The sequence below is a fragment of the Carnobacterium sp. genome (assembly GCF_040274425.1).
The window spans coordinates 1-24,325 of record NZ_JBEMBC010000040.1; the positions used below are offsets into that span (position 1 = coordinate 1).

Here is a 24,325-nt window from a genome sequence, read left to right on the forward strand (position 1 = left end):
TCCCACTTGGGTCACCAATTGAACCAGTCGCTCCACCAATAACGATGACTGGACGATGACCAGCTAGCTGAAATCTTTTTAAAATCATAAAAGGAATCAAATGGCCAATATGCATACTATCTCCAGTTGGATCAACTCCACAGTATAGACCTACTTCTTTTTGGTCAATCAATTTTTTTAAACCTGTTTCATCCGTTTGTTGATTAATGGCATCGCGCCATTCTAATTCATCAATAATATTCATTTTTTTCCGCTCCTTATATATGTATTTTGTGCATAAAAAAAGCCCGATAAAAAAGATTTATCTCTTTTTTATCGGGACGAAATTTTCCGTGTTACCACCCAAATTGCAGTTTGTTTTTAAAGCAAAACAAGCCTGCCACTCATTTACTGTAACGTAGTAATACGCTTGAGGTTAATCAAGTTACTCCAGAGTGTACTTCACAAAGTTGGTTTGTGCCTATTTACATCATCCATAGGCTTTCTATTAAACAGGGACCAGATGCTACTATGCTCTTTCATCGTAAGTTATTATGAGATTGTTATCAGTATAGATGAAGTAAAGACAATTTGTCAATCTTGTTTTTGAATTTATCTGTTTTCCTAAAATAATCAAACTAACTAAATTAATAAATAGCTATAAAAAATATAGACAAAATTCCATATGAGTGTTAATATTTTTTAAACGGTTAATATTATTTAACCCTAAAAGAAAAGAGGCATATTATGTTAGAAAGATACATAATAAAAAATTACACTCAACTTAAAACTATTTCTGATCCTTTAAGAGTAAAAATAGTCACTATGCTAATCGAGAAGGAAATGACAGTTACAGAAATTGGTAAAGAAATTGGATTAGAAAAAGCAAAAGTTTTTTATCATCTTAAAGAACTAGAAAAACAAAAAATGATCGCTATTGTAAGAAAAGAAGAAGTAAAGGGAAATGTATATAAATATTATAGGGCTACACATAATGGCTTTAGAATAGATAAAGATTTATTGCCACTGTCAAAAGAAAATGCAGAAGACGTTTATAATTCAATTATTATGCAACAACTTGAAAATGTTAAAGAAACTGTTTCTAAAAACAGACATTTAATATCAGATGAGATGACTATGTCTCATACTATACAAATCAACTGTTCAAAAAAACAATTTAGTTTATGGAAGGAAAAGTACAACCAATTAATAAATGAACTAGACCAAATGGAAAGTGATAATGATGAACATATTTTTTACATTAATACCACTGCCATAGAAATCGAAAACAAAGTTTTTGAATAGGTTTATAAATGATGGGAGGGGTAAAAGATGAAGTTGTTAGCAGATAAAAATTTCCTGTCCCTTTTAATGGGACGTTTAACGACTAATGCGGGTGATAGTATCTATTACATAACAACCACTTGGTTAGCAGCGGAAATAACGAATGACCCTTTTTATGTGGGCTTAACAAGTGCTGTTATTTTGATACCTAAGGGATTACAATTTTTATGGGGTCCGTTAGTAGATCGCTGGAATATCAAGCCTGTGCTGATATTGACTCAGTTGATTCAAGCTGCATTGATTCTTTTGATCCCCATTCTCTATTACATGGACGCATTAACCATTTATAATTTGTTGCCTATCGTTTTTATAGCAGCAATAGTTGCAGAATTAGGCTATCCGGTTCAACTAAAAGCTCTACCTGCTATGATACCTAAAAACAAACTTCTTCAAGGAAATTCTTTGTTGGCGATAGCAAATCAAACAGCAGATATAGTTTTGAATGCAGTGTCTGGCATACTATTAGCTATCTTAGGAATAGTCACCTTGTATCTAGTAGATTCAATAATATTTACTCTAGCAGCCCTTTTATTTTCTCTAATAAAATTAAAAAAATCTCCCATAGAGACTGTCAAAGTGGAGAAATTAAACTTAAAAAATTATGTCCTAGAAATGAAATTGGGATTGAAAGTCGTTTTCAATTCTATGATATGGGTTTTTCTAATAGCAAATGTTTTTGTTAATTTTTGTTTAGGTCTCATGTACGCTATATTGCCTATTTACGCAAATTCACTTGGCGGAGAAGAGAAATACGGATATATACTAACCGCTATTTCAATTGGAATGGTTTTAGGGTCTTTGATTAGTACTAAGTTAACTAAAGTTCCCATTGGACTATTTATATCTTCATCCTTTATTGTAGCGTTTATTTTATGGGGTATTGCTCCTTATATGGGTTTTTACATCTTTCTCTCATTATTTACTTTATGCTTTATACCAATCGGTTCCGCAAATATTATTCTAGGGTCCGTAATGCAATCGGTTGTCCCGTTAACCATTATTGGAAGAACCAATTCTGTTATGTCTAGTTTTGGTGCAATTACGATGCCTATAGGTTCCTTGGTTGGAGGATTACTCGTAAGGTATTTTGAAAGTAGTTTAGTTCTTTCCTGGGCAGCTATGGGTTTTCTAGTAGTAGGATTGACATGGTTATTCAATAAAAGACTTCGAAATCTTCCTAATAGCGAAACTATTAGTTATAAAGATTTTAATATACCTAAAGAATTGATAGAATTATAGTTCAATGAATAAACAAGGCTGTATTAACTATAGTTCAAAATACGTTAACACTTAGAAAATTTTAAGTATAAATATAATTCTAATTTACATAAACGAAAACATAAAGATATACGGTACGAACAATAAATAGATATAAGACAAGAGTAGAAAGATTAATGAATGAACAGGGCTTCTGTGAAACTCTTTTATACAAAAGCAGACTCCAATAATAATTGCGGATAACCAAAAGAAATCAAAAATGCCTCTACCAAAGGGTGAATCAAAAAGCCCTGTAAAAAAAATAATTAAACCGAGCGACAAATAGCTTATACCTAAGGTCGAACGGATAAATGATTTTCTATCGTAGGTACTTTTTTCTATCTTCCAATGTTTAAAAACCCTATACATAAAAAAATGAACAAAGGTAGTGCAGAGCCAAGCATTATTTTTGTAATAGTAAACATTAGTTATCGTCCCCTTTAGTTATATTTCCTAAGGGGTGATCTTCCAAAATTTTATTTAAAGGTATGCTAAATAAATAAGAACTCAAATGAGTAAGCAATAATAAAAGAATTAAGTCATCTGTTTTTCTCTAGAATATAAGTCCTATAATGACTAAATAAATCAATATATCTAGATTCCCGCTTAAATAAATTAGAAAGTTGAATTTAACTTGTTGTTCCTTCGAGAGATGGTCAATGTTATCTAAATCAGTAGGGAAGATAGTCCAGTAGGTTACAAGTCTTGAGAAGTATTTACCACGTGAAACGTAAACCAGAGTGATTAATTTAATCAAAATAAAAAGAATCATACATGCAAGAATGAGTTGCTTAGACATAATAACCCTCTTTTCAAATTTAAAGTTCGATCGATAAATTTTCCCAGCGATCTTTCCATTTTTTAGTTTGAATACGATCAATATAGATTGAATGAAATTTGCTACCTTGTTGGTAAAAGGGTGGGGGTTCTACCTTCAATTCAAATAAATCGTTTAGTCCATAGGGAGCCATGATCTCAAGTTTTTTATGATAAAATCTTACAGCTATTGCAGTTGGAGTTTCTGGGAAATGAGCAACACTGTCGTAGGATGAAGTAAAAGGGTCAAATCCACTTTTCGAATGCATACGAGCTTGGTTTTTTACGGTCCAAGGCTGATTGGGAAGCAAATAACTTAATTTTTTTCTAGTTCTTTTTCTATTTCCCATGATATATCTGAAGTATCAAAATAAATAACGTCAATATCATTTATAGGAGTTGTAGTGTTATGTAACTTATCCCAAACTTTATTCCGTATAAGTCCTGCACATACCCAGCCATCAGTTAAATTTAGTTTTTCAACCGCTTTTAGAACGGATAAGAGGTAACTATAGTGTTCAATCATTTCTATTAATTGTTTTTCATAAGTAGTCACATTTTTCTCCTACCTTATAACAGATTCTTGAAAATTAAATCTACGATGAAGAGTTTGGATTTATTATAAAGTAAATTTCGACTACGATAAAGTGCTTATGTACAAATTTTATATCCAAATACTTTTGATTAAGTTATAGTATTGTTAACGTTATCTTTTATCTAAAAAAATACTGAAAAGAGGAGAATGATATGTTGGATAAAACTGCAAAAACCATTGAGGAAGATTCAGTAAAACTAATTATTTTTATCTTGTTGTCTTATATAGTTCCAGTTATAGGAATAGGGTTTTCAATCTATCTATTGAAGAATGCTACAAAGAACCATTACGGTATGTGGGTAAAAAGATTGGCAATACTTTCGTTATGCATACAACTCCTACCTGTTTTAGGTGTTTTAATAGGCTGGATTACATGGATAGCAGCTTAGTATATCAAATATCTAACTTGATTAGTTGGAAGCTCAGAAATGCCTATAAAGCTTATGATTCAAACGGTATTAAATTTTTTAGCGTTTTTTTAAGTTTCTTATATTGGAGATACTTTTAATTTTACAAGGAAGATTGGTAAAAAAATAAGTCTTCTGACACTAGAATTAAATGTGTTAGAAGACTTATTTCCATTGGCTACAATTTGATTTGGATTGAAACGATCCTTTATTGATCGTTTTGAGAAGTTAAAAGACGTGGGCCATCTTTCGTAATCGCTAAGGTGTGTTCAAATTGGCAACTTAGACCCCCATCTTTTGTTCGAGCAGTCCAACCGTTATCATCCATTATTGACTTCCATGTTCCAGTATTTACCATGGGTTCAATAGTAATGACCATGCCTTCTTTCAAGCGTAAGCCTTTGCCTGCCTGTCCATAGGAAGGTACATCGGGAGATTCATGTAAGGTTGGCCCAATGCCATGTCCTAAGAAGTCTCTAACAATTGATAATTTTTCACTTTCAACGTAAGTTTGAATAGCGTGGCCGATATCTCCTATACGGTTTCCTACTTGTGCTTGTTCAATACCTTTGTACATAGCTTTTAGAGTAACATCCATTAAATGATCTTTTTCAAGAGTGGATTCCCCAACCACATAACTCCAGCAAGAATCTGATAAAGCACCCTTCAAATTAATAACCGTATCAACTTTGATCAAATCTCCATTTTTAAGAAGTTCTTTTCTTGGGAAACCATGACAAATTTCATCGTTTATACTGATACATGTTGCATATTTGTAGTCTTCAAATCCAATTTGTTCGGGTATTGCGCCATTATCTAAGATGAATTTATGAGCAAATTCTTCAATATCCCAACTCGTTATGCCAGGTTTAATAAAATCGCGTAAAGCAATATGCATATTTGCTAAGATTGTTCCAGATTCATCCATTGCATCGATTTCGCGTTGTGATTTTAATGTAATCAACTAATTCCCTCTTTTCTTTATATCTAAATCTATACCTAATAGTATAAGTGTTTTTACTGAAAGATAAAGGAAATTATAGGTTTTATTAATGTTTGTACCAGTTTATTTTCTCAATTAAGTACTAAAATAGAAAAGCTTGCAATAGCCGCTGTATAGTAAATTATAGCTGGATAGGATAGAATTATTTTATAAAGGAGTTGTTAAAAATGTTGCAAATAGTGAATAAATTAAAAGATCAACATAACTTTACAAACACAGAAATAAGAATTGCCGATTATATTATTCAAAACATTACTAAGATTCCTACTATCTATATTGAAGATTTAGCAAAATTAACCTATACCTCTCATTCAACGATTATCCGTCTTTGCAAAAAAATTGGATATGATGGATTTAGAAGTTTTAAGCTGGCGATTTCGAGTGTCGTTTATAGTGAATTACATTTGCCGGGAGAAGTAGATGCAAACTTTCCGTTTAAACAAGAAGATTTAACCATGGATATAGCTAAGAATATGGCGGATCTGACTATTGATACGGTAAAAAAGACGTTAGCTCAATTAGATGAAGAATTGCTACAATCGGTGGCAGAAATGCTTTACAACTCTGAGCGCATTTTTCTGTTTTCTCGTGGTGATTCACAAGTAAGAGCGAGAAGTTTTCAAAGTAAATTAATAAAAATTAACAAATTCGCTATTATTTCTGAAGAATATGCAGATGTAGCATGGAATGCATCTAATCTTACCCCAAATGATTGTGCTTTATTTTTATCTTACGGAGGAATTAGTCCGCATAATAATCGTATTCTGCAACATTTTTCTAATGAAAAGATTCCAACAATTTTGATAACAGGAAATTCAAACTCTGATTTGATTAAGTTAGCTACTAAAACGATAGTAGTAGTTCAAGAAGAATATGATTTTGTAAAGATTGGAACCTTTGCATCACAAGTTGCGTTTGAATACATATTGAACACTCTGTATTCCATTTTATATGCAAAAGAATACAGAGACAATTTAGAAAATTTGAAGAAAAAACAATCGCTGATTGAAAATGGAATTTTGTCTGAAGAGATATAAAAATCAACCTAATGTTATACCAGCAGATTCTAAACCTTTATCTACAACAGCCATAACCATTTCACTATGGTCCAAGTGTTGTGTCATAGTTTCAAAATCAGATTCTCTGATGATTCTTTCAAATTCTGTAAATTCTTCATACATCCGATGCGGATGAACTTTAAAATCAACAATTTCACTCTTATTTTGGTTATCCATTATAGTAAATCTGTCGATAATACTTGTTGGTCCCTCAATAATGATAGATCCTTTATTTCCTTGAATAATAGTTCGTATAGGAGCTGTAGAATCTTTAGCACCTATACAGACTACTTTTTTATCCCCATAATCAAGACTAAGGATGCCAGAAGTGTCAATTTCTTTTTCAACATTTGCTAGATAGCTTACTTCTTTGGGTTCGCCTAAAATCCCCATTACAAAATGGATATTGTAGATATTAATATCCATTAGAGCTCCACCACCCATTTTAGGGTTGAAAGCAGGCAAAACTTCTCCTTTTTGGAATGCATCATACCTTGAAGAATATTGTGAATAATTACATTCAATTATTTTAATCGTTCCAATGTTCTTTATTGCTTCTTTTATTTTTCTATAATTGGTTAAATATTGATTGGTTATAGCTTCTAACAACATTACTTTGTTTGTTAGAGCTAGTTCTCTTAGCTCTTTCATTTCGGATAAATTTAACGTAAATGGTTTTTCACAAATCACATTTTTTTTATTGAGGATAGCTTGTTTAGCAAAAGAAAAATGCAAATGGTTAGGTAATGCAATATAAACAGTGTCTATGCTTTTGTTTTTTAAGCAATCTTCATAGTTAGTTAAGACTTGATGGATTTCGTATTTATCTTTTAAAATCTTCATTTTATCCATACTTCTTTCAGTCCCCACAATTGCTTCTAACTGAATCCCAGGAACATCGCCAACCATCGTTAAAAAATCGTTCACTATCATTCCTGCACCTATAATCGCGAGTTTCATGATAAACCTTCTTTCTAAGTTGAGTAATTATTTTTAAAATGAATAGAAAAGTTAGTAGTTGATTTTTTGGATACCTTCTTCGAGTATTTCCAGTTGACGGATCGTTTCTTCATCTTTTACTAGTTTATCTTTTCCATTGATAATTGATTCATACAAACCATCATAAACATGACTATAATCCCCAATTTCTGAGATGACTTTTTCTTCGTGATAAAGGCCATCAGCATCAATATAGGTCACAGTGCCATAATGATCTGGAGTATCTATACCAAAATCAGGATTAGTAGGCATATAGAATAATTTTAGGTGTTCTTCCTGTCTATCTTTCTCTTGTTTGATAAACATGCCTTTTTTTCCATATAGAACAAAACTTGGTCGTTGTTTTATTCTGAAATAACTCGATTTAACCGAAACCTTTATTTTTGAATAGTAAAAGTCTAAGTCAAAATAATCATTCATTCGATCAGGGCCCAATAATTGTCTTACGTCATAATGAATGGAATCTGGGTCGCCAAAATAAGAAAGAACTTGATCAATGGTATGGCATCCATGTCCATATAGATAGCTTGAAGTAGCTGAAAATTCTGTAGAATTTTCTGGAACTTCTGGTCTGAAATAATCATAGTGCATTTCAACTTCTAGTAATTCACCTATTATTCCACTTTCAATCACTTTTTGAGCAGTTAGAAAGTCTGAATCGTAACGTCTGTTTTGATAACATTGAACAAGTAATTTTTTTGATTTTGCTAGCTCAAATAGTTCTCTTGCTTCTTTAGCAGTTTCAGTAAATTGTTTTTCAACGAGCACGTTTTTTCCTTTTTCCAATGCTAATTTTGCAAATTCAAAATGTAATGAACTTGGAAGGCAGATTGCAACCAATTGAATTTCTGGATCATTCCAAATATCTTCTAAATTTGTTGTATAGTGGACTCCAGGAACCTTATCCCATGAACTATTTTCATGACGAGAATAGATTGTCTTCACTTTAACGTTCTCTGTTTTTAATGAAAAAGGTAAATGATAGCGATTCGTACTTTTTCCGTTACCAATATAAGCCATTGTTAACATAAAAAAACCTCCTATTAGTGTGTATATTTAGATTATATAGGAAAATGATTGAAATAGGCTGTTATCCATACATTCAGGTTCTGATGTTCTTTTTCTTCTAAACAATATGATACAAACTGAACATTATGTTTAGAAAGCACAGTAATCAAATTTTCTGTAGGAGTATATTTATTTAACAATTTTTTTATTTGACAAGACGCGTAAAGGTATCGCATTATAAAAGTGAAAAGGATACATGGCACCGTTGTATTAGGAATTGTGGTAATGAAGAATAAATCAATTAAATCAAGTATTGGAGGGATATATATGACAGCAGATGTAGTATTAGATTTTCAATTGGATAGTTCCATTAAGGAAGTTTGGAAGGCTTTAACGGTTTCAGAAATCCTCGAAAAATGGATTTGGAAGAATGACTTTAAACCAGTTGTAGGTTATGAATTTCAATTTCGCTCAGAACCGAATGAGTATTGGGACGGTATTGTTAATGGTGAAGTTCTTGATATAAGTGAGCCAAATACCTTAGCTTATACTTGGGCAAGTGCCGGAGAAACGACAACGATTACTTGGACATTAAAAGAGGATGCTGAAGGAACGAATCTACATTTTGAACAAACTGGCTTCAGTGAAGAAACGAAAGCTTATGAAGGCGCAATTGAAGGAGCTAAATACAGTTGGATGGAGTTTGGGAATAATCTTAAATCTGTATTGGAACAATAAAATACCCTAGCTAAGCAGAAATTAAAAAAGTGAATCTATTTTAGTATATGAAGTGTTACAAAAAAAGAACTCTATATCGTAATGACCCCCAAAAGTTAGAGTAAAATCTAAATATTTTAGGGGTCGTTTTTTATAGCAATATCCAATGCACAGTAATTGGAGAAAGGAGAATAGTAATGAACTTGAAAAAAATAAGTGAGTTGTTTTATCAAATCAAATTACCTAACCAAGAGACTACTTCACTTTTTGAGAAAGAAACCGGCTATAGCTTAACCAGATACGAGTTGATGATGTTTCTCAAAGAAAATGGGAAATGCTCTCGATCTCAGATACATGTAGAATTAAAAATATTGGAAGAAAAAAATAATGTTATGAGGGAACGTAACCAAGAAAATAATAGAGAGGTTTTTGTTCAGCTAACGGAAAATGTAAAACAAGATTTAGAAAATTGTGAAAAGGAACATAATTCTCTGGAAAATAATTTGGAAATTACACTGAATAATGAAGAAGCTGACCAATTATTGCATTTATTAAACAAGTTAACTAAATAAATGAATAATGATTTTTCAGATATAATCATTGGAAGAAGATCAATTCGTATATACGATGAAAACGTTAAAATTTCCCACGAAGAAATGTTAGAAATGATTCAAGAAGCAACAACAGCGCCTTCTTCAGTCAATATGCAACTTTGGCGTTTTGTCATTGTCGAAAGCAGTGAAGAAAAGGAAAAATGCCACCTGAAGTCAGAAATCAACAATTAGAGACAATTATTCCTTACTACAGGAATCTTTCCAATTCAGAAATGAATGATGTAGTGAAAATTGACTCTGGTTTAGCCGCTATGCAATTGATGCTTGTCGCACGTAGTCATGGATTTGAAGCTGACCAACTAGCAGAAGCGTTTAGCTTAGACAAAAATCGTTATATTCCAGTAATGATTTTATCTATTGGGAAAGCAATGGAAACAGGATATGATTCTGTTTACTTAGATGCAGAAAAATTAACTACTTTTAAATAAAGACAAAACATTGCGTAATGTCAATGATTCCACTATTTTAGTAGCCTGATATGGAAGCTTTAGTTTTTTGTATACTTAAGATATGTAAAAAAATTCAAATTAATGGCACTAAACAAAAGTAAATGATTAGAAATAGAGCATTATTTTTCAAACAGTGAGTAGATAAAAAAAGCCGAAATTAATACTACTATTAATAAAAGAGTACTTTTCCAACTTGTGGTATCGTTTTTGTCAGAAGGGATTCCAAGTGTAAGTCTTCTTGTCCCTTCAACTAAATTAATGATAGGACTATCTTTCTTTTTTAATTCTTTTTTTCTTCTATTCATATGCCATTCTCCTCTAAAAAATTGTTTTACTTAAATATAGTAGAAATCTTTTTTATTTTGATAAATGTAAACTACTGGTTGCTAGATGTAAACCAAAGGATGCATTATTGGCAAGATCAATATTGGGATTCTATCAAATACGGAGTCTTGCGTGAAGAATGGAACGTATTTCATGAAATTGATTAAGAAAACAGATCTTGAAATTATTAAAATCAAACCTTCTACTTATGATAGTTTCTAAAACATAATATTAAATAACTATTCTTTCTTGAAACGTATTAAATCTTTTGTAGCAGGAATTTCATTGGTTCTCGTTTCCCAGACTGAACCATTATATAGTTCATATTGTTCAAATATGAAGGGAATACCCTTCGCAATTTCAATATTAGCAGAGTCCATTAAATGAAAGTGTAAATGAGGTTCTGTGGAATTTCCTGAATGTCCAACTCTTCCTATTAACTGTCCTTTTTGAATGTTTTCTCCACCTTTGACTGTTATAGAATCTTTCTGAAGATGGCAGAATACTGCGTAGATTCTTTCATCCTTCTTTAAAATGACATAATTTCCTCCAATTGATTCAAAGTCATCTCGCTCAGAATTGAAGAAGAGGGAATTGCAAATGGCTAAAGTCTGGTCATGAAACCAAGAAGCTTTTTCTCTTTCTAAAATATTATGCTCAACAGCTACAACTTCTCCTGAAAAAGTTGCATAGATAGGTTTTCCAAAGCAATAGTAGCTTTCTAAGGGAATTCCTTTAAAAAAATAGTCTGCATTTTTTTTGTCATGTGTAGGGTAAGTTGGCTTTTCTGAGTCTACTTGTAGAAAATCAAAAGCATAGCACAAACCAAAACGATTCGTTCCATGACTAGGAACGTGGTCTACTGGACTCACTTCAGTAAACCACTCTCCACGTAAAGGAAATTCAATAATAGGTTTTTCTGAGTCCATTATTTCCCCTTCTTTCTAAACTAATTTTTTAGCTTATTAATGACTGTTTGCTTATTTTATTGTAAAAAATAGCAAACAATAGAGTGCCTCCATAGTAGCCAGCATACCAAGGAAGATCGTTCATTATATATACCGATGCTACTGTAGTAGGTAGAGATAACCTATTTGAAAATAAAGGTAAAATAGAAAGAGCCAAATAGACTATAAAGTAGATGGTAAGTACTATATAAAAGCTCTTAGACTTTGAAAAATGCAACGAATATAAAGATAGAAAGATCAAAATAATCGCAATAACTAGAGGGAAAAGTATATGTACTATGCGAATAGAGCTAGTTATAGCAAGTGGATCTTTTGAGAAAAGGTCTTCAATTGACACTAGGTAAACATTGTAAAAATAAATAGATAAAGCTGGCACAATGATAAATACTAAATAAAATAGGATTTTCTTCATAACATTCCTCCTACATAGTTTAATAGATAACGATATTTGTTTTTTAATCTTTTTCTCATTATATAATGCAGAAAAAAATAGTAAAGTTTTTTATTTAATCAACTATTTTATTTATAAATCGATATTAAAGTAGCGCTTATATTTTTCCCACATAGTTTGGATCAGTTCCTATCAAAACGCACAAAAGTATTACCGATTTTTATATGCAAAGAGCTGGGGGAAGTAAATATTTTTTTCTACCATAGTAAGACAAAACAATTACAAAAACTGACCTCCAAACGTTAGATTTTTGGTCTAACATTTGGGGATCAATATAGACTTATTGCTTTTTATTTAATTTTTATTGTATGTAAACCATTGGTTGCTAATTGTAAACTAATAGGTGCGTTACTTTTGTAGTGGAAACTGAGAGAATAAAGGTAGGAAATTATTTGGGGTTAAAGATGTTTAATTAATTATAGATAAAAAAACTGAAAGGAAATTATTCACGAGAAATTATAAAAAGATCATAGGCTATAGTTTAATTTTAGTAGCTATCTTAATAATAGTTCGTTTACCTAATATGGCTTATCCAATACCTGATGAGGATGGAATGGATATTGACCTCTATATCTTAGAAGTGGTTTTAAATATAGTAAGGTATATTGTTCTTTCTATCTTCTCTTTTGTTTTAGGTATAAAAATTGTGCTTAAGAATTAGAAAGAAGTTTTTTTACTTATATAATACTGGTTCTTCTTTTTATTATAACTTATAAACATGTATACTATAAATGAAAGCGGTCTAAGAGAAATAAAAGAAGAGGGGCTTTTTATGAAAAAAGCATTATTTGGTATATGTTCTTCCAAATGCAGATAATGATACGGAATTAGACTTATGGTACGAAGAATACTAATACAGGCCGTTAAGGGAGTGAGATAAATGTCTACAGAATCAGCTATGAATTTAAATATAAATGTTTATGAGGTAATAGATTTTTACGCTGACGTGTTTGAGGTAGAAAAAAATGAACTGAGAACAGATGATGAAAATACATTTGACCCCGATATAGTTCTTTTTAATAATGAAATTAACCGTTACGATAAACTTAAAGAAAACGGTCAAGTAGAAATAGAAAAAATAACTAAAGATATTTACCAAGTTGAAATACATTAAATGATATAGAAGCATGTATTGAGTATCAAAAGGACTCTATTGTTTAAAAAGCAATAAAGTCCTTTTATTTGATAAAAGCAAGCAAAAGTCCGTTATTTTATACTTGGAATAACCGATAAAAAAGTTCACTTAAATGTAAGCGAGCTTTTCTACAATGAATTAAATTTCTTCTATAGGAAGGTTCATACCTTTCCATCCTTCAAGTGCTCCCGATAATTCATACGCTTCAAAACCGGCAGATAATAGAATAAGAAGAGCTTCTTTCCCTAGTATTGTTCCACCTGTCCAATCATATACAACATAAGTTTTATTTTTATCTAATTTGTCCAATTGACTCTCTAAGTCTTTAGCTGGGATTTCGATTGAACCTAAAATTTTATCTTTTTTTATTGCTGAAGGAGCATTTCGAACATCTAATACGATATAAGGAGAGCTTTCTTCCTGCAGTGAATTTAATACCGTATGATGGCTGATATAAAGACTTAAAAAGGTTTCTAACAATTCTATTTTACTTATTTTCATTACTGTTTAGCTCCATTTCAGTTTGCATTTTCTTCGTTCCTAATTTTATTTTGTTTAATAATCGTACAAGTTCTTCTTGTTCTGATATATCCAATGTTGACATTATTAATGAGACAGCACGATAATTTTCGGGTAGAAAGTTTTCCAGTAACGCTTCTCCCTCATGTGTTAACTGAATTATGACAGACCTTTTATCACGCGATGAAGGTTTCTTAATTATCCAATTATTTCTTTCCAGCCCATTGGTAACTTTAGTAATGGTTGCACGAGTAGACCCTAATTTTTCAGACAAAATTGAAGGTAGTAGCTGATGACTAGGCTCGTTGTAAAGAAACATAAGAATAATAAACTTTGTTTCTGTTAACCCGTAACGTTCAAAAAAAATATCATATTGTTTTTGCATGCCTCTATAGGTCCATTGAATATCTAAAAATAAAGTAACAAAGGAGGCATTTGCTTCTGGAAACATCTTTTTAAGCGTTTCCACTCTCTCTTTAGTAGGTCTATCAATAAAATCATATTCAACCAAAATAATCTCTCCTTCAAAGTAATTAGCCGGCTAACTATATTGAGTTTATAATAATTTTTTTAAATTGTCAATTACAGATAGTATTAATCTTTAGGGGTCCGTTAACTAGAATGTTCTTAGTAGAAAAAAATAATTTCGTTAATAGATGAAACCTGTTTAGTTGAGAACTTCCCTATAAAAGCAATAAAAGAAATCCTAGTCTAAATTATGTACTTAGACTAGAATTTCTTTTATTTTTATACATTCGATTGGTTTAAAATTCCTGAATTAAAATTTAAAATTTTTTCAGCTACTTTGAAAGGATCCACTCCAATGATTTTGTTCTTTAACACTTGATCAATCTTTTCATGATTTACTTGCGGATAAATTTCTTTTAAAAATTCTAGTGTTTTTTTTGCACCCTGATCCATCGAATGCGCTCCTGAAATCAATAGAATATCTTCTACATTCAACTGTTCAACGCCAAATCGCAATGTATCTTCGAGTTCTTTAAAAAACGTAACTTCAATTTTATTTTGGTGCATCACTTTCAAGAAAGCGGCTAATTCTTCTTCTGTGACCTCATCATTTTTGTTTACATGTGATGGCGCCGTTGTCAAAATGATCCTAGCTATTTTCATTTTATGGAACCATTTTGTTAAAGACTCCGCAATCTCTGTACTATGCGCAGGACCGTTACTTCCTCTGATTGCATGTACAAGGTGCAGCTCGTTGTAATCTAAATGACTGATGGTTTCCATGCATGAATCAATGTTGTTTTGATTCAATAACAAGTCATCTATCACTTTGAATTCTTTATCATAAAGTATCTGGAATCGTCTCTCTACACCTCGAAAATTTTTAATTCCTCGCTGAACATTCTCGATAGGTATATCATTGACCAATCCCACAACAAGGGCTGTGAGGGCATTATAGATAGAATGATAGCCTGGAACCGACAGCTCTAAATCGAAACTTGTTGCCTCAATTCTTTTTCCACTTAGGGTGTTGAAGGGTTTTTGAATCGTCACAATAAAAGTTGGTATGCCCGCCGAAAATCTAATATCTGAGACAGTGATCGTACCAGACTTGTTTTCGATTCCAAAAGTAACGACTTGGGCTTCTGTCTCTTTTTCTAAAGGGATAAGAAGGGGTTCATCAATATTTAAAATAGCTGTACTTGTTTTAGAGGCATTTCTTATTAATGACGCTTTAGCATTAAAGTAAGTGTCAAATGATTCATGCAATTTGATATGTTCTGGACTGATATTCATAAAGGCTACAACATCAAAGTCAGCATGATAAACGCGTTTAAGTGCCAGCGCTGAGGAAGAAACTTCCATGGAGACATGTGTGATTTCATGATCTCTCATATTTGCAAAATACTGCTGCAAATCATAAGATTCCGGAGTAGTTAATCGACTCATTTCAATCTCTTTATTAAGTTTAACTAGAATAGTTCCTATTAAACCGGATTTTAATTGATAGGCTTTGAAAATCTCTTCTGTCATGTATGTAATCGTTGTCTTCCCGTTAGTGGCAGTTACTCCGAATATGCTCATGGACTTAGAAGGATGATCAAAAAAATTACTCGACAAAACAGCCAAAGCTTCACGACTATCTGAAACTTTAAGTTGAAGAACATCTAGGCCTTCAATAAATTGTTCGACGATGATAACCGTTGCACCTTGACTTGCAGCATGCCTTGCGTAGTTATGTCCATCTGTTTGGTAACCTTTAATACAGACAAATAGAGTATCTGCATCTACTTCTTTTGAGTGATAAGCAATTTTTTTAATATCGATTTTATCTAATTCTGTTTTAAACTGATTATGGCAGCTAGAGTCGATCTTTACCGATTTCAATAAGTCAGTTAGGTTCATAATGATCGTGACTCCTCCAGTGATTGTGTACATAATCTGATAAGTTATATACTTTTGCAGATTATGTCTATTAGTAATATTTAGTTTACTATTTTATCTGTTTTATGTCATATTATTTGCTCACTGAAAATAAACCTTTGTCCACTTATGCTACGAAATACATAAAATAAATTTATATATCGAGAATAAGTAAATATGGAAAAAATGTTATAGCATCTAAAAAGTATAAAGGTTAAAATTGAGTAAATTCTAACTAATTTAAACGAAGAGGTGATGTATGTTTTTCCACATAATCAACAAAATTACTGTTAAAAGAGCGGTTAAGTTTTTTTTGTTTTTAACAATCATAACAGTGGTTACAACTGTAATAACCTACATATTAGGGTTAAATGTAGATATAACAAAGGTAATTGATTCAATAGGAGCTGTTAAAGAAATAAGTAAAGTAACAGGAATACAAAAAGTAGGAGCCTTTATCATTAACAATGGGTTTGAAGTTCCTTTACAGATGCTGATTTTAGCTATTATACCCATACAATTTTTATATCTACTAAATGTATTTATACCTTCTTTTATTACAGGTATTGCTTTTGGGATTATCCTTCAAATTGATTCAGTTAAAGGATTACAGATAATTATTTCTAGTATATCTTATTCTATTATTGAGATTTTTGCGTTCTGTTTATTTGCAGCTGTTCTTTTTGAGGTCAATCAAATTATTCGAATAAAAATTAAGAATATTTTTAAAAAAACTAAGGTGAAGGTATCACTTATATCAAAATTTCTAGAGGCTCTAAAAATCTATACTATGCTAGTTCTCCCAATGATGATCATTGCTGCATTTTTAGAAACATATGTAGCTGATATTTTGTTCAATTTATTTCAATAAATTTATATATAGTTAAGTGTCATTGTCTAAGACATGAAATAAAATATAACTACATATTATTAGGAGGATACTGAATGGAAATTGAATTTGAATTATTTGAAAAAGATTATATAAACTTTAATATTGATCATACTAACAAGTCACCATCGTTAAAGAGAAGTTTACTAGTACAAAGGATATTAGGACCAGTAATTTTTCTAATCGCTCCATTCATAATTATTAGATTTTCAGAAATACCTATGTGGTATTGGATAACTATATTCAGTATTACTAGTGTAATTTGGTTAGTTTTTTATCCTAAATACTTTAATTGGGAAATGAAAAGAAAAATAGAGAAGATGCTTAAAGAAGGAAGTAATGAAAGTTTATTTCAGAAAAGAAAAATAATAATAACGGATACAGAAATGGTCCAAAAAAGCCCTACTGGTGAAATTATGACAAAATGGAATGAAGTAAATAGAGTAGACGAAACGAATGAGTATATATATATTTATAATTCTTCAATCTCAGCATATATAATTCCTAAAAGGGCATTTGAAGATGAAAACGCAATAAAAGTATTTCTTGCAGAAATATTAAAAAATCATAAGTTGTAAAAAATGTAGAAAAGAAAGTTATGGAGTTAGTTTCTCCTGATAACTAGAGTATTTAACAACATCATTCTATCAAAGAGTGTTGGTCAATTGTTGGATACTAGTAATTTAAGAGGGGTACTAAATGGAAAAGAATAAAAGATTACTTTTCACAAAAATTCTTTATGGTTTATTTCTATTAACGACTGTAATAACGTTTTTTATTGTTCGCCGATTGTAAAATTAAGCTAGACAACTAAAAAAGCCATTCGTGGTACACTCATAATGTATTTCCGACTAAAGAAGACATAGGAGTGATCACGAATGACCTACAGCCATCTTACCACGGATGAACTGGTGATGATAGAGTCTTATTACCACAAAAATATCCCAGTTGCGAAAATAGCTGTCTATTTAAAACGAACGCGAACACCCATTTACAACGTCATTAACTTTTTGAAATATGGTCATACAGCGCTTGAATATTACCAACAGTACAAGGAAAATAAAAAGCGTTGTGGCCGTCGTAAAATTATGCTTTCAAAGAAACAACAGACCTACATCAAAGAGAAAGTCACTCAAGGATGGACTCCTGACGTCATTATTGGTCGGGCTGAAGAGTCTGTCGAGTGTTCTGTTCGTACCCTTTACCGTCAATTCAAAGAAAAGATTTTTGATGAAACCACACTCCCAATGAAGGGGAAAAGGAAGCCTAATGGTCATAAAGAACGTCGAGGAAAACAGGCTTTCAAGCGCAATATCTCAGAAAGAGAGAAGGATTATCCTCAGTTTAAAGAAGAATTTGGCCATATCGAAGGCGACACCATTGTAGGTGTCCATCATAAGAGTGCTGTCATCACGTTAGTGGAACGTTTGTCGAAAGTCATCATTACCTTGAAACCCAATGGACGAAAGGCCAGCGCTATTGAAACAGCCATGAATCACTGGTTTCAAGGCATTCCAAGAAACTTATTCCGTTCCATCACGTTTGATTGTGGAAAAGAATTTTCTAATTGGAAATCATTATGCAACCACCACGATATCGCAATTTATTTTGCGGATCCTGGAACGCCTTCACAACGCGCTTTAAACGAAAATTCTAACGGACTGCTTCGAAAAGGCGGATTACCAAAAGAAATGGATTTTAATCAAGTCGATCAGTCTTTTGTTTCATCGGTCGCAGACAAAAGAAATACTATTCCAAGAAAGTCGTTGGGGTATCAAACACCATTAGAAGTATTTATGAGTTACATGAGTGAAGATATTCTGTCTAGCTTAATTTGACAAATCAGAATTTTAAAACTCCTTTTTTTATCTACTAGTTCTTATTGAATTTTACTCCATCTTTATTATGAATAAATTAGTTTCTTTTTTAGATACATGAAATTAGATAAAGACATGTATCATTTAGGACTGTTAATTAAAGGTTCTTCTAGCGCTTTGATAAATGATTTCCAATTTATCGTGAAAAATATTTATAAATAAAAAAGCCAAGGATTTAATTCCTTGGCTTTTATGTATCTTATTTTTAAAAATTAATCTCTTGCATAAACCCAAGCTGTAGCTGATACAGTAACATATCCTTGTGTTTGAGGACTCATATTTACTTTTTGTGTAGTTTTCATTTTATAAGAAGTACTACTTTTAACACTGCCATATTTGTCAGTAACTGCTTTTTTTTGTGCTCTCCCTACAACATTACTACCACTCATATTACTGCCTTTAACCCAAAAATAACTAGTAACTAACTGGCTTCCACCGCCTGCATTTACAACTGTCCCATTTCCCCATTTAGTTCCAGCAGCAGCCATAGGAGTAATTCCCAGTTCAGAAGAAGGCATATTAGACGTATTTTCATAAAAATTATCAATTTGACTCACAACTTCTTCTATACTCGTAGCATCTTCAAAAATAACTGGTTGCCCTTCTGTTACAAAACTTTCTTCTAGCAAAACATCATTATTGCTCACGTTTTCACTTGCGGAAACAGAAATCGTACTCAACCCGAATAAACAACCTGATACAGCAAATACCACACCAATCTTAGTCATATACCTCATTAACAACATCTCCTTTTTGTTTTGTAATCGCTTTCTATATCATTTTAACACAATTATTGTTAAAATAAACACATAATATTAAAATATATAATAATTGGGTATAGGAGGAGATAAAATGTTAATACTACTTTTAGCTATTATTGGTCTATGCATATTTGGGTGGAGTTGGTCAAAAATGGGTGGTATAGCCGAATACTGGGTTGATCAGGGGAAACAGAATGATAAAGACAATGAAAATGACAAAAAATAATTAAATAAACAAAAAGAGTATTATTTTTTAATACATGAAATTGGATAAAATCGTGTATCTGGAATCCTATTTCTATAGGGTTCTTTTTTTATAATGGTCTCCGATACATGATTTTGTTATATATTAAACAAAATCATGTATTGCTTTTGTTAAAGGAGAGGGTTTTTAAATGAATTACAACGTCCAACCATTACGGACTCAATAAGAAATAAACGACTTTTAATTCTGTTTAAGGCGCAATAAAAACGCGAATCGAGATGTATTTTTATTTTTAATTGGTATTAACAGTGGTTTGCGTAGGCTTGACATTGTAAAATTAAAGAAGACAGAACTTATTTCCTCAAAAAACCTCGTATTGTAGAAAAAAGACCGGAAATCCGCGTCTTTGTACTTGAGTAGCTTGCAGGGCTTGATTCAAGAGAACACGAAAGCCTTAGATTCAGAGGATTATTTATTTTTTAGTACCAAAGGTGAACACGTAAAAGTGAATACGGTCTATTAGATGTTTCAAAAGGTCGCTAAGCTATTAGGAAGAAACGATATCGGCACGCACACGTTGCGGAAGACAGTTGGTTACCAATTATTACAAGAAAACCAAATACGTAGCTAGTAACTACACTGATGGAAATTTTTGGGTACAACAACGAAAAAATCACGAAGCTTTATATTGAGATTAATGCAGATGAAATCAGTGAAATTTTGCTCAACTTCAGATTAGATTTTTGATTTATTATAATTAAGAATAATTTGAACCTAATAAAAAGCAAAAAGCCTTCTATTTTTCATCTATATTTTCTCTTGCCACGTATAAGTCATCATCTAATTTATAACAAATTATAGATTCAGTTGCTTCTTTTGGTAGGTAGATTTTTGTACCTGCTTCTAAAAAATTAGATTCTAAGCTGATTTCGGGGTAACTATATCGATCTACCTTTTTTTGAACAACATAGACTTTATCAGTTTGTAAGGCTTTTTTATATGGTTCATGTGTCAAAACATAGGTAGTACCCGAAAAATTTACTAAAGTGGGAATTTTTTTCTGTTCTGATTTATTTACAAGAAAAAAAACTAGCAAAATGAGGACTATTGTTATTAAGAACATAGATATCCTTTTTTTCACGTAAAACCTTCCTCTACTTGTTAAAGATTTTAATATATTGACCAGTAATGCTACCAGTAGATTTATTCCCGTTTTTTGTTGAAAAGTTCTTAGGTAGCTCTTCTTCGGACATAGAATTTATTTACTCCATAAAAAAAAGTTGCTGACGCAAAAAGAAAAATCTTGAAATTACCTTCTCATTTCTTTTTCTAGAAATTTGTCCATCCTGTTTTTTTAAGTTTATTATTTCTTTTTATTTCCCCGGTTATGAATATCGGAAAATATAGAAAATACTCCATACAAAAAAATGAAAAAAACTACTAGAAATAAAATAGCATTCATTAGATAAAAAATCTCCTTTCTAAGAAAATATACAATAGTATTGTTTACTTCCTCTCTAGTATGTAAAAAAATATTAGACTTTTAATAATAATATCTTCTATCCCTTTAGTTTTGTACCTTTAATATCTTTAATTTCATTTGAAAAGTAATGCACTTATTGGTTTACATATGCTCTAAAAATAAAGGGAATTAATATGAATAGTCTTTTTATAATGAAGTTAGTTCATCTTTTTTTATAATTAGTATAAGAAAACCAACATCCAAGCAATACAAAAAATAGCAAAATCAGCCGTTTTATTAAAGGTGTAAATCCTAATATATTTCTTAGGATAGTTAGTATTACTACTAATAGTAATACAATAATAAGTTGTTTTTCATTTTTATTGTAACTCCTCTTAGCATTCAGTCATAGCTGCGTATTACTTATCTTTATCATACCGAAAGAATGGATGCTTGACTATAAACTATCGGTTTTTTAGATTTATAAAATTAAATAGTTGATGTGATTTTGAATTATTAAGAATGTAGACTATCTAATTTGAGCCCAAGTAGAAAGTAGGACCAAGGAAAATTTAAGATAGAAAATAAGTATATTAAGAGTAGAATTTTTACTAGATGGGTATTTATAGGCAAGTAAGTTTAAATAGAATGGAAAATTATTTAAAGAAAAAGGTCGAAGAAAAAGTGATGAACTAAAAGCTATTCATCTATTTGCTGGACAAGGTGAAACTTCTGAAGTGTATAAATTTGAAACCATTCAAGGTACATTTCTGCTTAAAAGTTTTTTCAATAAAAAGTATAGAGGATGGCTAGCTGAAGAGGCAACGAGGTATTCTCACTATAGATTTTCACTATTTTAATGATGGAACATATGAATTTTTTAATTTTCTTGTGGGTAAATTCTAAAAGTAAACACAATTCTATATTATAAAATTAGGTTTACCTATCAAAAAAAGCGTTTAGTCTATGACAGATTAAGTGAACTTGAAAACAGTATCAATAATGGCTTATGATAGAAGTGCGTTAAAAATAGGAGGTGCTCTTTTGTTTAAAAGGAAAAGTAGGAAATTAGTGATAGGTATTTTTTTAGGAGCTATGCTTGCAATCTTAACAGGATGTAAAGGTTCAGAAGAGATACAGGGTAAATGGTATGCAGAAAATTCTGAGGGAAAAGAAATAGTCATCAATTTGACGGATGAATCCATTACTTTTAGTTCTGACGGATCAGATGATTGGAATGTACCTTATAAGCAAACAGGTACTGGATTTAAAAATAATGTTAGTTATAAAAAAATAGAATTAGATGATAACAGTTACTCTTTTGTTTTTCCAGATAAGAAAGACAAAGATAATGCTGTTATTTTGATTCCATATAATGAAGATGAAGCAACAGAAGGAACTATTTACTGGGTTCTATCTAAAAGTGATTTTCCAGATTATAATACTTATAAGTGAGAGTGGGGCAAACAGTCATGTATGCTCTGCCTCATTATGACAAAAAAATTCAGTATAAGCCTAATTCTATTCGAATAAATATAAAATAATAGTAATCAAAAAAAGGATGTTACCGCTTAAAAAGCAGTAGAATCCTTTTTTTAAATTGTTCCAGTAATTTGGAAGTAATAGATAAAAATATCAACAAAAAGACTACAGATGTTGTAGTCTTTTTTTAGTTAGTAAATCATTTAAAAATAAATAAGGTTTAGTTAATCATAAGATTTTTCTCGGTAGACAATAACAAATACATATATATTTAGCATCAAGTAACCTTTTATATGAATAGCTGATAGTTAGTTGACCTGCTTAAACTAACGATTATTTTAATTAGGTTCTAAAGACTGATGGAATAGATCTCCCCAATCGCATATAGCTGTTACAACCGGCTCTAGACTTAATCCAAGTTCGGTTAATGTATAATCAACCTTTGGAGGTACTACCGGATAAATGGTCCGTTGAATAATGTTATCTTCTTCAAGTTCTCTTAATTGTCGAATCAACGTTCTTTGATTAATATCTGGAAATTGTCTTTGTAATTCACTTAGACGTAATGGAGACTCATGCAGTAATGCCCAAATAATCGCAATTTTCCAGCGCCCACCAATGACAGAGAGAGCTAAATCTTTACTTGTATAAAAATCTTTATCTTTATAATTGATCAATTTAGTCCAATCCTTTCTCAATACTTAGTCTAAAAGTTCATAGTGACAAAAATATCAGTATTAACTTTTTAAGCATTATACAATACAATAGGTTTACTAGAAAGAATAGTTTTAAAAGAAAGAAGGAAAAAGTATGAAAAGTAAAGCGGCAGTAGCATTTGGCCCGAATGAGCCACTTAAAATTGTTGAAATTGATGTAGAAGAACCAAAAGAAAATGAAGTATTAGTGAAAATTTTATATACTTCTGTTTGTCACACAGATGCATTTACGTTATCAGGAGAAGATCCAGAAGGAATTTTCCCAGCTGTTTTAGGACATGAGGGGGCTGGAGTAGTTGTATCCGTGGGTAAAGGAGTAACCTCTGTAAAATCTGGAGATCATGTCATTCCTTTATACACACCAGAATGTGGGAAATGTGAGTTCTGTCTTTCTGGCAAAACTAATTTATGTAGTGCGGTTCGTGAGACCCAAGGAAAAGGTTTAATGCCTGACGGAACAACAAGATTCTCGTATAAGGGAGAACCTATTTATCATTATATGGGAACAAGTACATTCAGTGAATATACGGTAGTCAATGAAATCAATTTAGTAAAAGTTGATGAAGATGCTCCTTTAGACAAAGTTTGTTTGTTTGGTTGTGGAGTCACTACTGGTCTTGGAGCTGTTAAACATACTGCAAAAGTCGAAGAAGGTGCTGTCACAGCAGTATTTGGATTAGGAGCAATTGGTTTAGCGGTTATTCAAGGGTTAAAGAAAGCAAATGCAAAACGTATTATTGCTGTAGATTTAAATCCTGATAAATGGGAATTAGCTAAACAAATGGGAGCGACTGATTTCGTTAATCCCGCTGATTACGATCGACCAATTCAAGAAGTTATTGTAGAAATGACAAATGGTGGTGTAGATTACAGTTTTGAATGTATTGGTAACGTTGAAG

General features: G+C 31.4%; 25 protein-coding genes, 4 pseudogenes and 1 other annotated feature. Of the genes and pseudogenes, 15 read left to right on the forward strand and 14 right to left on the reverse strand.

Annotation, left to right across the window (positions count from 1 at the left end):
* Window positions 1-244 (reverse strand): annotated as a pseudogene (locus ABS911_RS08845) (tyrosine--tRNA ligase); the annotation flags it as partial.
* Between the two features lie 69 nt (window positions 245-313).
* Window positions 314-531, reverse strand: a binding site (T-box leader).
* Between the two features lie 195 nt (window positions 532-726).
* Between ABS911_RS08845 and ABS911_RS08850 the strand changes: the two are divergent.
* Together ABS911_RS08850 and ABS911_RS08855 are read left to right on the forward strand one after the other, a co-directional pair.
* Window positions 727-1,284: an ArsR/SmtB family transcription factor gene (locus ABS911_RS08850; protein WP_350467254.1), complete on the forward strand. Its 558-nt coding sequence runs from the start codon at window positions 727-729 to the stop codon at window positions 1,282-1,284.
* Window positions 1,285-1,311: 27 nt separating this feature from the next.
* Window positions 1,312-2,562, forward strand: coding sequence for an MFS transporter (locus ABS911_RS08855; RefSeq protein ID WP_350467255.1), 1,251 nt, complete (start codon window positions 1,312-1,314; stop codon window positions 2,560-2,562).
* Between the two features lie 836 nt (window positions 2,563-3,398).
* On the opposite strand, the pseudogene ABS911_RS08860 reads toward ABS911_RS08855, so the two are convergent.
* Window positions 3,399-3,922 (reverse strand): annotated as a pseudogene (locus tag ABS911_RS08860) (nucleotidyltransferase family protein).
* A gap of 224 nt (window positions 3,923-4,146) precedes the next feature.
* Between ABS911_RS08860 and ABS911_RS08865 the strand changes: the two are divergent.
* The gene (locus ABS911_RS08865; protein WP_350467256.1) at window positions 4,147-4,380 is read left to right on the forward strand and encodes a hypothetical protein; all 234 of its coding nucleotides are present in this window, start codon (window positions 4,147-4,149) and stop codon (window positions 4,378-4,380) included.
* Between the two features lie 226 nt (window positions 4,381-4,606).
* On the opposite strand, the gene map is transcribed toward ABS911_RS08865, so the two are convergent.
* Complete coding sequence (map, locus tag ABS911_RS08870; protein WP_350467257.1) at window positions 4,607-5,362, reverse strand: type I methionyl aminopeptidase; 756 nt, start codon at window positions 5,360-5,362, stop codon at window positions 4,607-4,609.
* A 209-nt stretch (window positions 5,363-5,571) separates the two neighbouring features.
* Between map and ABS911_RS08875 the strand changes: the two genes are divergently transcribed.
* Window positions 5,572-6,438, forward strand: a complete 867-nt coding sequence (locus tag ABS911_RS08875; protein ID WP_350467276.1) for a MurR/RpiR family transcriptional regulator — start codon at window positions 5,572-5,574, stop codon at window positions 6,436-6,438.
* A gap of 3 nt (window positions 6,439-6,441) precedes the next feature.
* On the opposite strand, the gene ABS911_RS08880 is transcribed toward ABS911_RS08875, so the two are convergent.
* A complete protein-coding gene (locus tag ABS911_RS08880; RefSeq protein ID WP_350467258.1) occupies window positions 6,442-7,419 on the reverse strand; it encodes a Gfo/Idh/MocA family protein in 978 nt (325 codons plus the stop codon).
* A gap of 51 nt (window positions 7,420-7,470) precedes the next feature.
* Window positions 7,471-8,487, reverse strand: a complete 1,017-nt coding sequence (locus tag ABS911_RS08885) for a Gfo/Idh/MocA family oxidoreductase (RefSeq protein ID WP_350467259.1) — start codon at window positions 8,485-8,487, stop codon at window positions 7,471-7,473.
* 306 nt (window positions 8,488-8,793) lie between these two features.
* Here ABS911_RS08885 and ABS911_RS08890 point away from each other — a divergent pair, with 306 nt between their 5' ends.
* The 3 genes and pseudogenes from ABS911_RS08890 (at window position 8,794) to ABS911_RS08900 (ending at window position 10,225) form a co-directional block, all read left to right on the forward strand.
* Window positions 8,794-9,204 carry an SRPBCC family protein gene (locus ABS911_RS08890; RefSeq protein WP_350467260.1) on the forward strand — a complete coding sequence of 137 codons (411 nt, stop codon included), beginning with the start codon at window positions 8,794-8,796 and terminating at the stop codon, window positions 9,202-9,204.
* A gap of 176 nt (window positions 9,205-9,380) precedes the next feature.
* Window positions 9,381-9,755 carry a MarR family winged helix-turn-helix transcriptional regulator gene (locus tag ABS911_RS08895; RefSeq protein WP_350467261.1) on the forward strand — a complete coding sequence of 125 codons (375 nt, stop codon included), beginning with the start codon at window positions 9,381-9,383 and terminating at the stop codon, window positions 9,753-9,755.
* Window positions 9,756-10,225 (forward strand): annotated as a pseudogene (locus ABS911_RS08900) (nitroreductase family protein). It abuts the gene before it with no gap.
* Between the two features lie 140 nt (window positions 10,226-10,365).
* On the opposite strand, the gene ABS911_RS08905 reads toward ABS911_RS08900, so the two are convergent.
* The 3 genes from ABS911_RS08905 to ABS911_RS08915 all read right to left on the reverse strand — a co-directional run bounded on the left by ABS911_RS08905 (window position 10,366) and on the right by ABS911_RS08915 (window position 11,950).
* Window positions 10,366-10,551, reverse strand: a complete 186-nt coding sequence (locus ABS911_RS08905) for a DUF6366 family protein (RefSeq protein ID WP_350467262.1) — start codon at window positions 10,549-10,551, stop codon at window positions 10,366-10,368.
* Between the two features lie 258 nt (window positions 10,552-10,809).
* On the reverse strand, window positions 10,810-11,499 hold the full coding sequence (locus tag ABS911_RS08910) for a M23 family metallopeptidase (protein WP_350467263.1): 690 nt from the start codon (window positions 11,497-11,499) through the stop codon (window positions 10,810-10,812).
* Between the two features lie 28 nt (window positions 11,500-11,527).
* A complete protein-coding gene (locus ABS911_RS08915; RefSeq protein WP_350467264.1) occupies window positions 11,528-11,950 on the reverse strand; it encodes a hypothetical protein in 423 nt (140 codons plus the stop codon).
* Window positions 11,951-12,869: 919 nt separating this feature from the next.
* On the opposite strand from ABS911_RS08915, the gene ABS911_RS08920 reads away from it, so the two are divergent.
* Window positions 12,870-13,103, forward strand: coding sequence for a hypothetical protein (locus ABS911_RS08920; RefSeq protein WP_350467265.1), 234 nt, complete (start codon window positions 12,870-12,872; stop codon window positions 13,101-13,103).
* Window positions 13,104-13,262: 159 nt separating this feature from the next.
* Here the strand turns inward: ABS911_RS08920 and ABS911_RS08925 are convergent, their stop codons facing one another.
* The 3 genes from ABS911_RS08925 to ABS911_RS08935 all read right to left on the reverse strand — a co-directional run bounded on the left by ABS911_RS08925 (window position 13,263) and on the right by ABS911_RS08935 (window position 16,016).
* Window positions 13,263-13,619 (reverse strand): rhodanese-like domain-containing protein, encoded by a 357-nt coding sequence (locus ABS911_RS08925; protein ID WP_350467277.1) that lies wholly within the window; start codon window positions 13,617-13,619, stop codon window positions 13,263-13,265.
* Window positions 13,612-14,154: a MarR family winged helix-turn-helix transcriptional regulator gene (locus ABS911_RS08930; protein WP_350467266.1), complete on the reverse strand. Its 543-nt coding sequence runs from the start codon at window positions 14,152-14,154 to the stop codon at window positions 13,612-13,614. The genes ABS911_RS08925 and ABS911_RS08930 overlap by 8 nt, the downstream gene beginning before the upstream one ends.
* 236 nt (window positions 14,155-14,390) lie before the next feature.
* Window positions 14,391-16,016, reverse strand: a complete 1,626-nt coding sequence (locus tag ABS911_RS08935; protein WP_350467267.1) for a Mur ligase family protein — start codon at window positions 16,014-16,016, stop codon at window positions 14,391-14,393.
* 277 nt (window positions 16,017-16,293) lie between these two features.
* On the opposite strand from ABS911_RS08935, the gene ABS911_RS08940 reads away from it, so the two are divergent.
* The 3 genes from ABS911_RS08940 (at window position 16,294) to ABS911_RS08950 (ending at window position 18,761) form a co-directional block, all read left to right on the forward strand.
* Complete coding sequence (locus ABS911_RS08940; RefSeq protein ID WP_350467268.1) at window positions 16,294-16,905, forward strand: stage II sporulation protein M; 612 nt, start codon at window positions 16,294-16,296, stop codon at window positions 16,903-16,905.
* Window positions 16,906-16,979: 74 nt separating this feature from the next.
* Complete coding sequence (locus ABS911_RS08945; protein WP_350467269.1) at window positions 16,980-17,501, forward strand: YcxB family protein; 522 nt, start codon at window positions 16,980-16,982, stop codon at window positions 17,499-17,501.
* A gap of 300 nt (window positions 17,502-17,801) precedes the next feature.
* Entirely contained in the window at window positions 17,802-18,761 is a 960-nt protein-coding gene (locus ABS911_RS08950; protein WP_350467270.1) for an IS30 family transposase, read from the forward strand.
* Window positions 18,762-19,012: 251 nt separating this feature from the next.
* Here ABS911_RS08950 and ABS911_RS08955 read toward each other — a convergent pair whose 3' ends face one another.
* Complete coding sequence (locus tag ABS911_RS08955) at window positions 19,013-19,537, reverse strand: hypothetical protein (protein ID WP_350467271.1); 525 nt, start codon at window positions 19,535-19,537, stop codon at window positions 19,013-19,015.
* Window positions 19,538-19,652: 115 nt separating this feature from the next.
* Between ABS911_RS08955 and ABS911_RS08960 the strand changes: the two genes are divergently transcribed.
* Together ABS911_RS08960 and ABS911_RS08965 are read left to right on the forward strand one after the other, a co-directional pair.
* Window positions 19,653-19,787 (forward strand): hypothetical protein, encoded by a 135-nt coding sequence (locus tag ABS911_RS08960; protein WP_350467272.1) that lies wholly within the window; start codon window positions 19,653-19,655, stop codon window positions 19,785-19,787.
* 208 nt (window positions 19,788-19,995) lie between these two features.
* Window positions 19,996-20,513, forward strand: a pseudogene (locus ABS911_RS08965) (tyrosine-type recombinase/integrase).
* A 49-nt stretch (window positions 20,514-20,562) separates the two neighbouring features.
* Here the strand turns inward: ABS911_RS08965 and ABS911_RS08970 are convergent.
* The gene (locus tag ABS911_RS08970) at window positions 20,563-20,907 is read right to left on the reverse strand and encodes a hypothetical protein (RefSeq protein ID WP_350467273.1); all 345 of its coding nucleotides are present in this window, start codon (window positions 20,905-20,907) and stop codon (window positions 20,563-20,565) included.
* A gap of 1,365 nt (window positions 20,908-22,272) precedes the next feature.
* Here ABS911_RS08970 and ABS911_RS08975 point away from each other — a divergent pair.
* A complete protein-coding gene (locus tag ABS911_RS08975; RefSeq protein WP_350467274.1) occupies window positions 22,273-22,683 on the forward strand; it encodes a hypothetical protein in 411 nt (136 codons plus the stop codon).
* Window positions 22,684-23,048: 365 nt separating this feature from the next.
* Here ABS911_RS08975 and ABS911_RS08980 read toward each other — a convergent pair whose 3' ends face one another.
* Window positions 23,049-23,387 (reverse strand): winged helix-turn-helix transcriptional regulator, encoded by a 339-nt coding sequence (locus tag ABS911_RS08980; RefSeq protein ID WP_502880518.1) that lies wholly within the window; start codon window positions 23,385-23,387, stop codon window positions 23,049-23,051.
* A 133-nt stretch (window positions 23,388-23,520) separates the two neighbouring features.
* Here ABS911_RS08980 and ABS911_RS08985 point away from each other — a divergent pair.
* Window positions 23,521-24,325, forward strand: an 805-nt coding sequence (locus ABS911_RS08985) for an alcohol dehydrogenase catalytic domain-containing protein (protein ID WP_350467275.1), incomplete at its 3' end; no start/stop codon positions are given.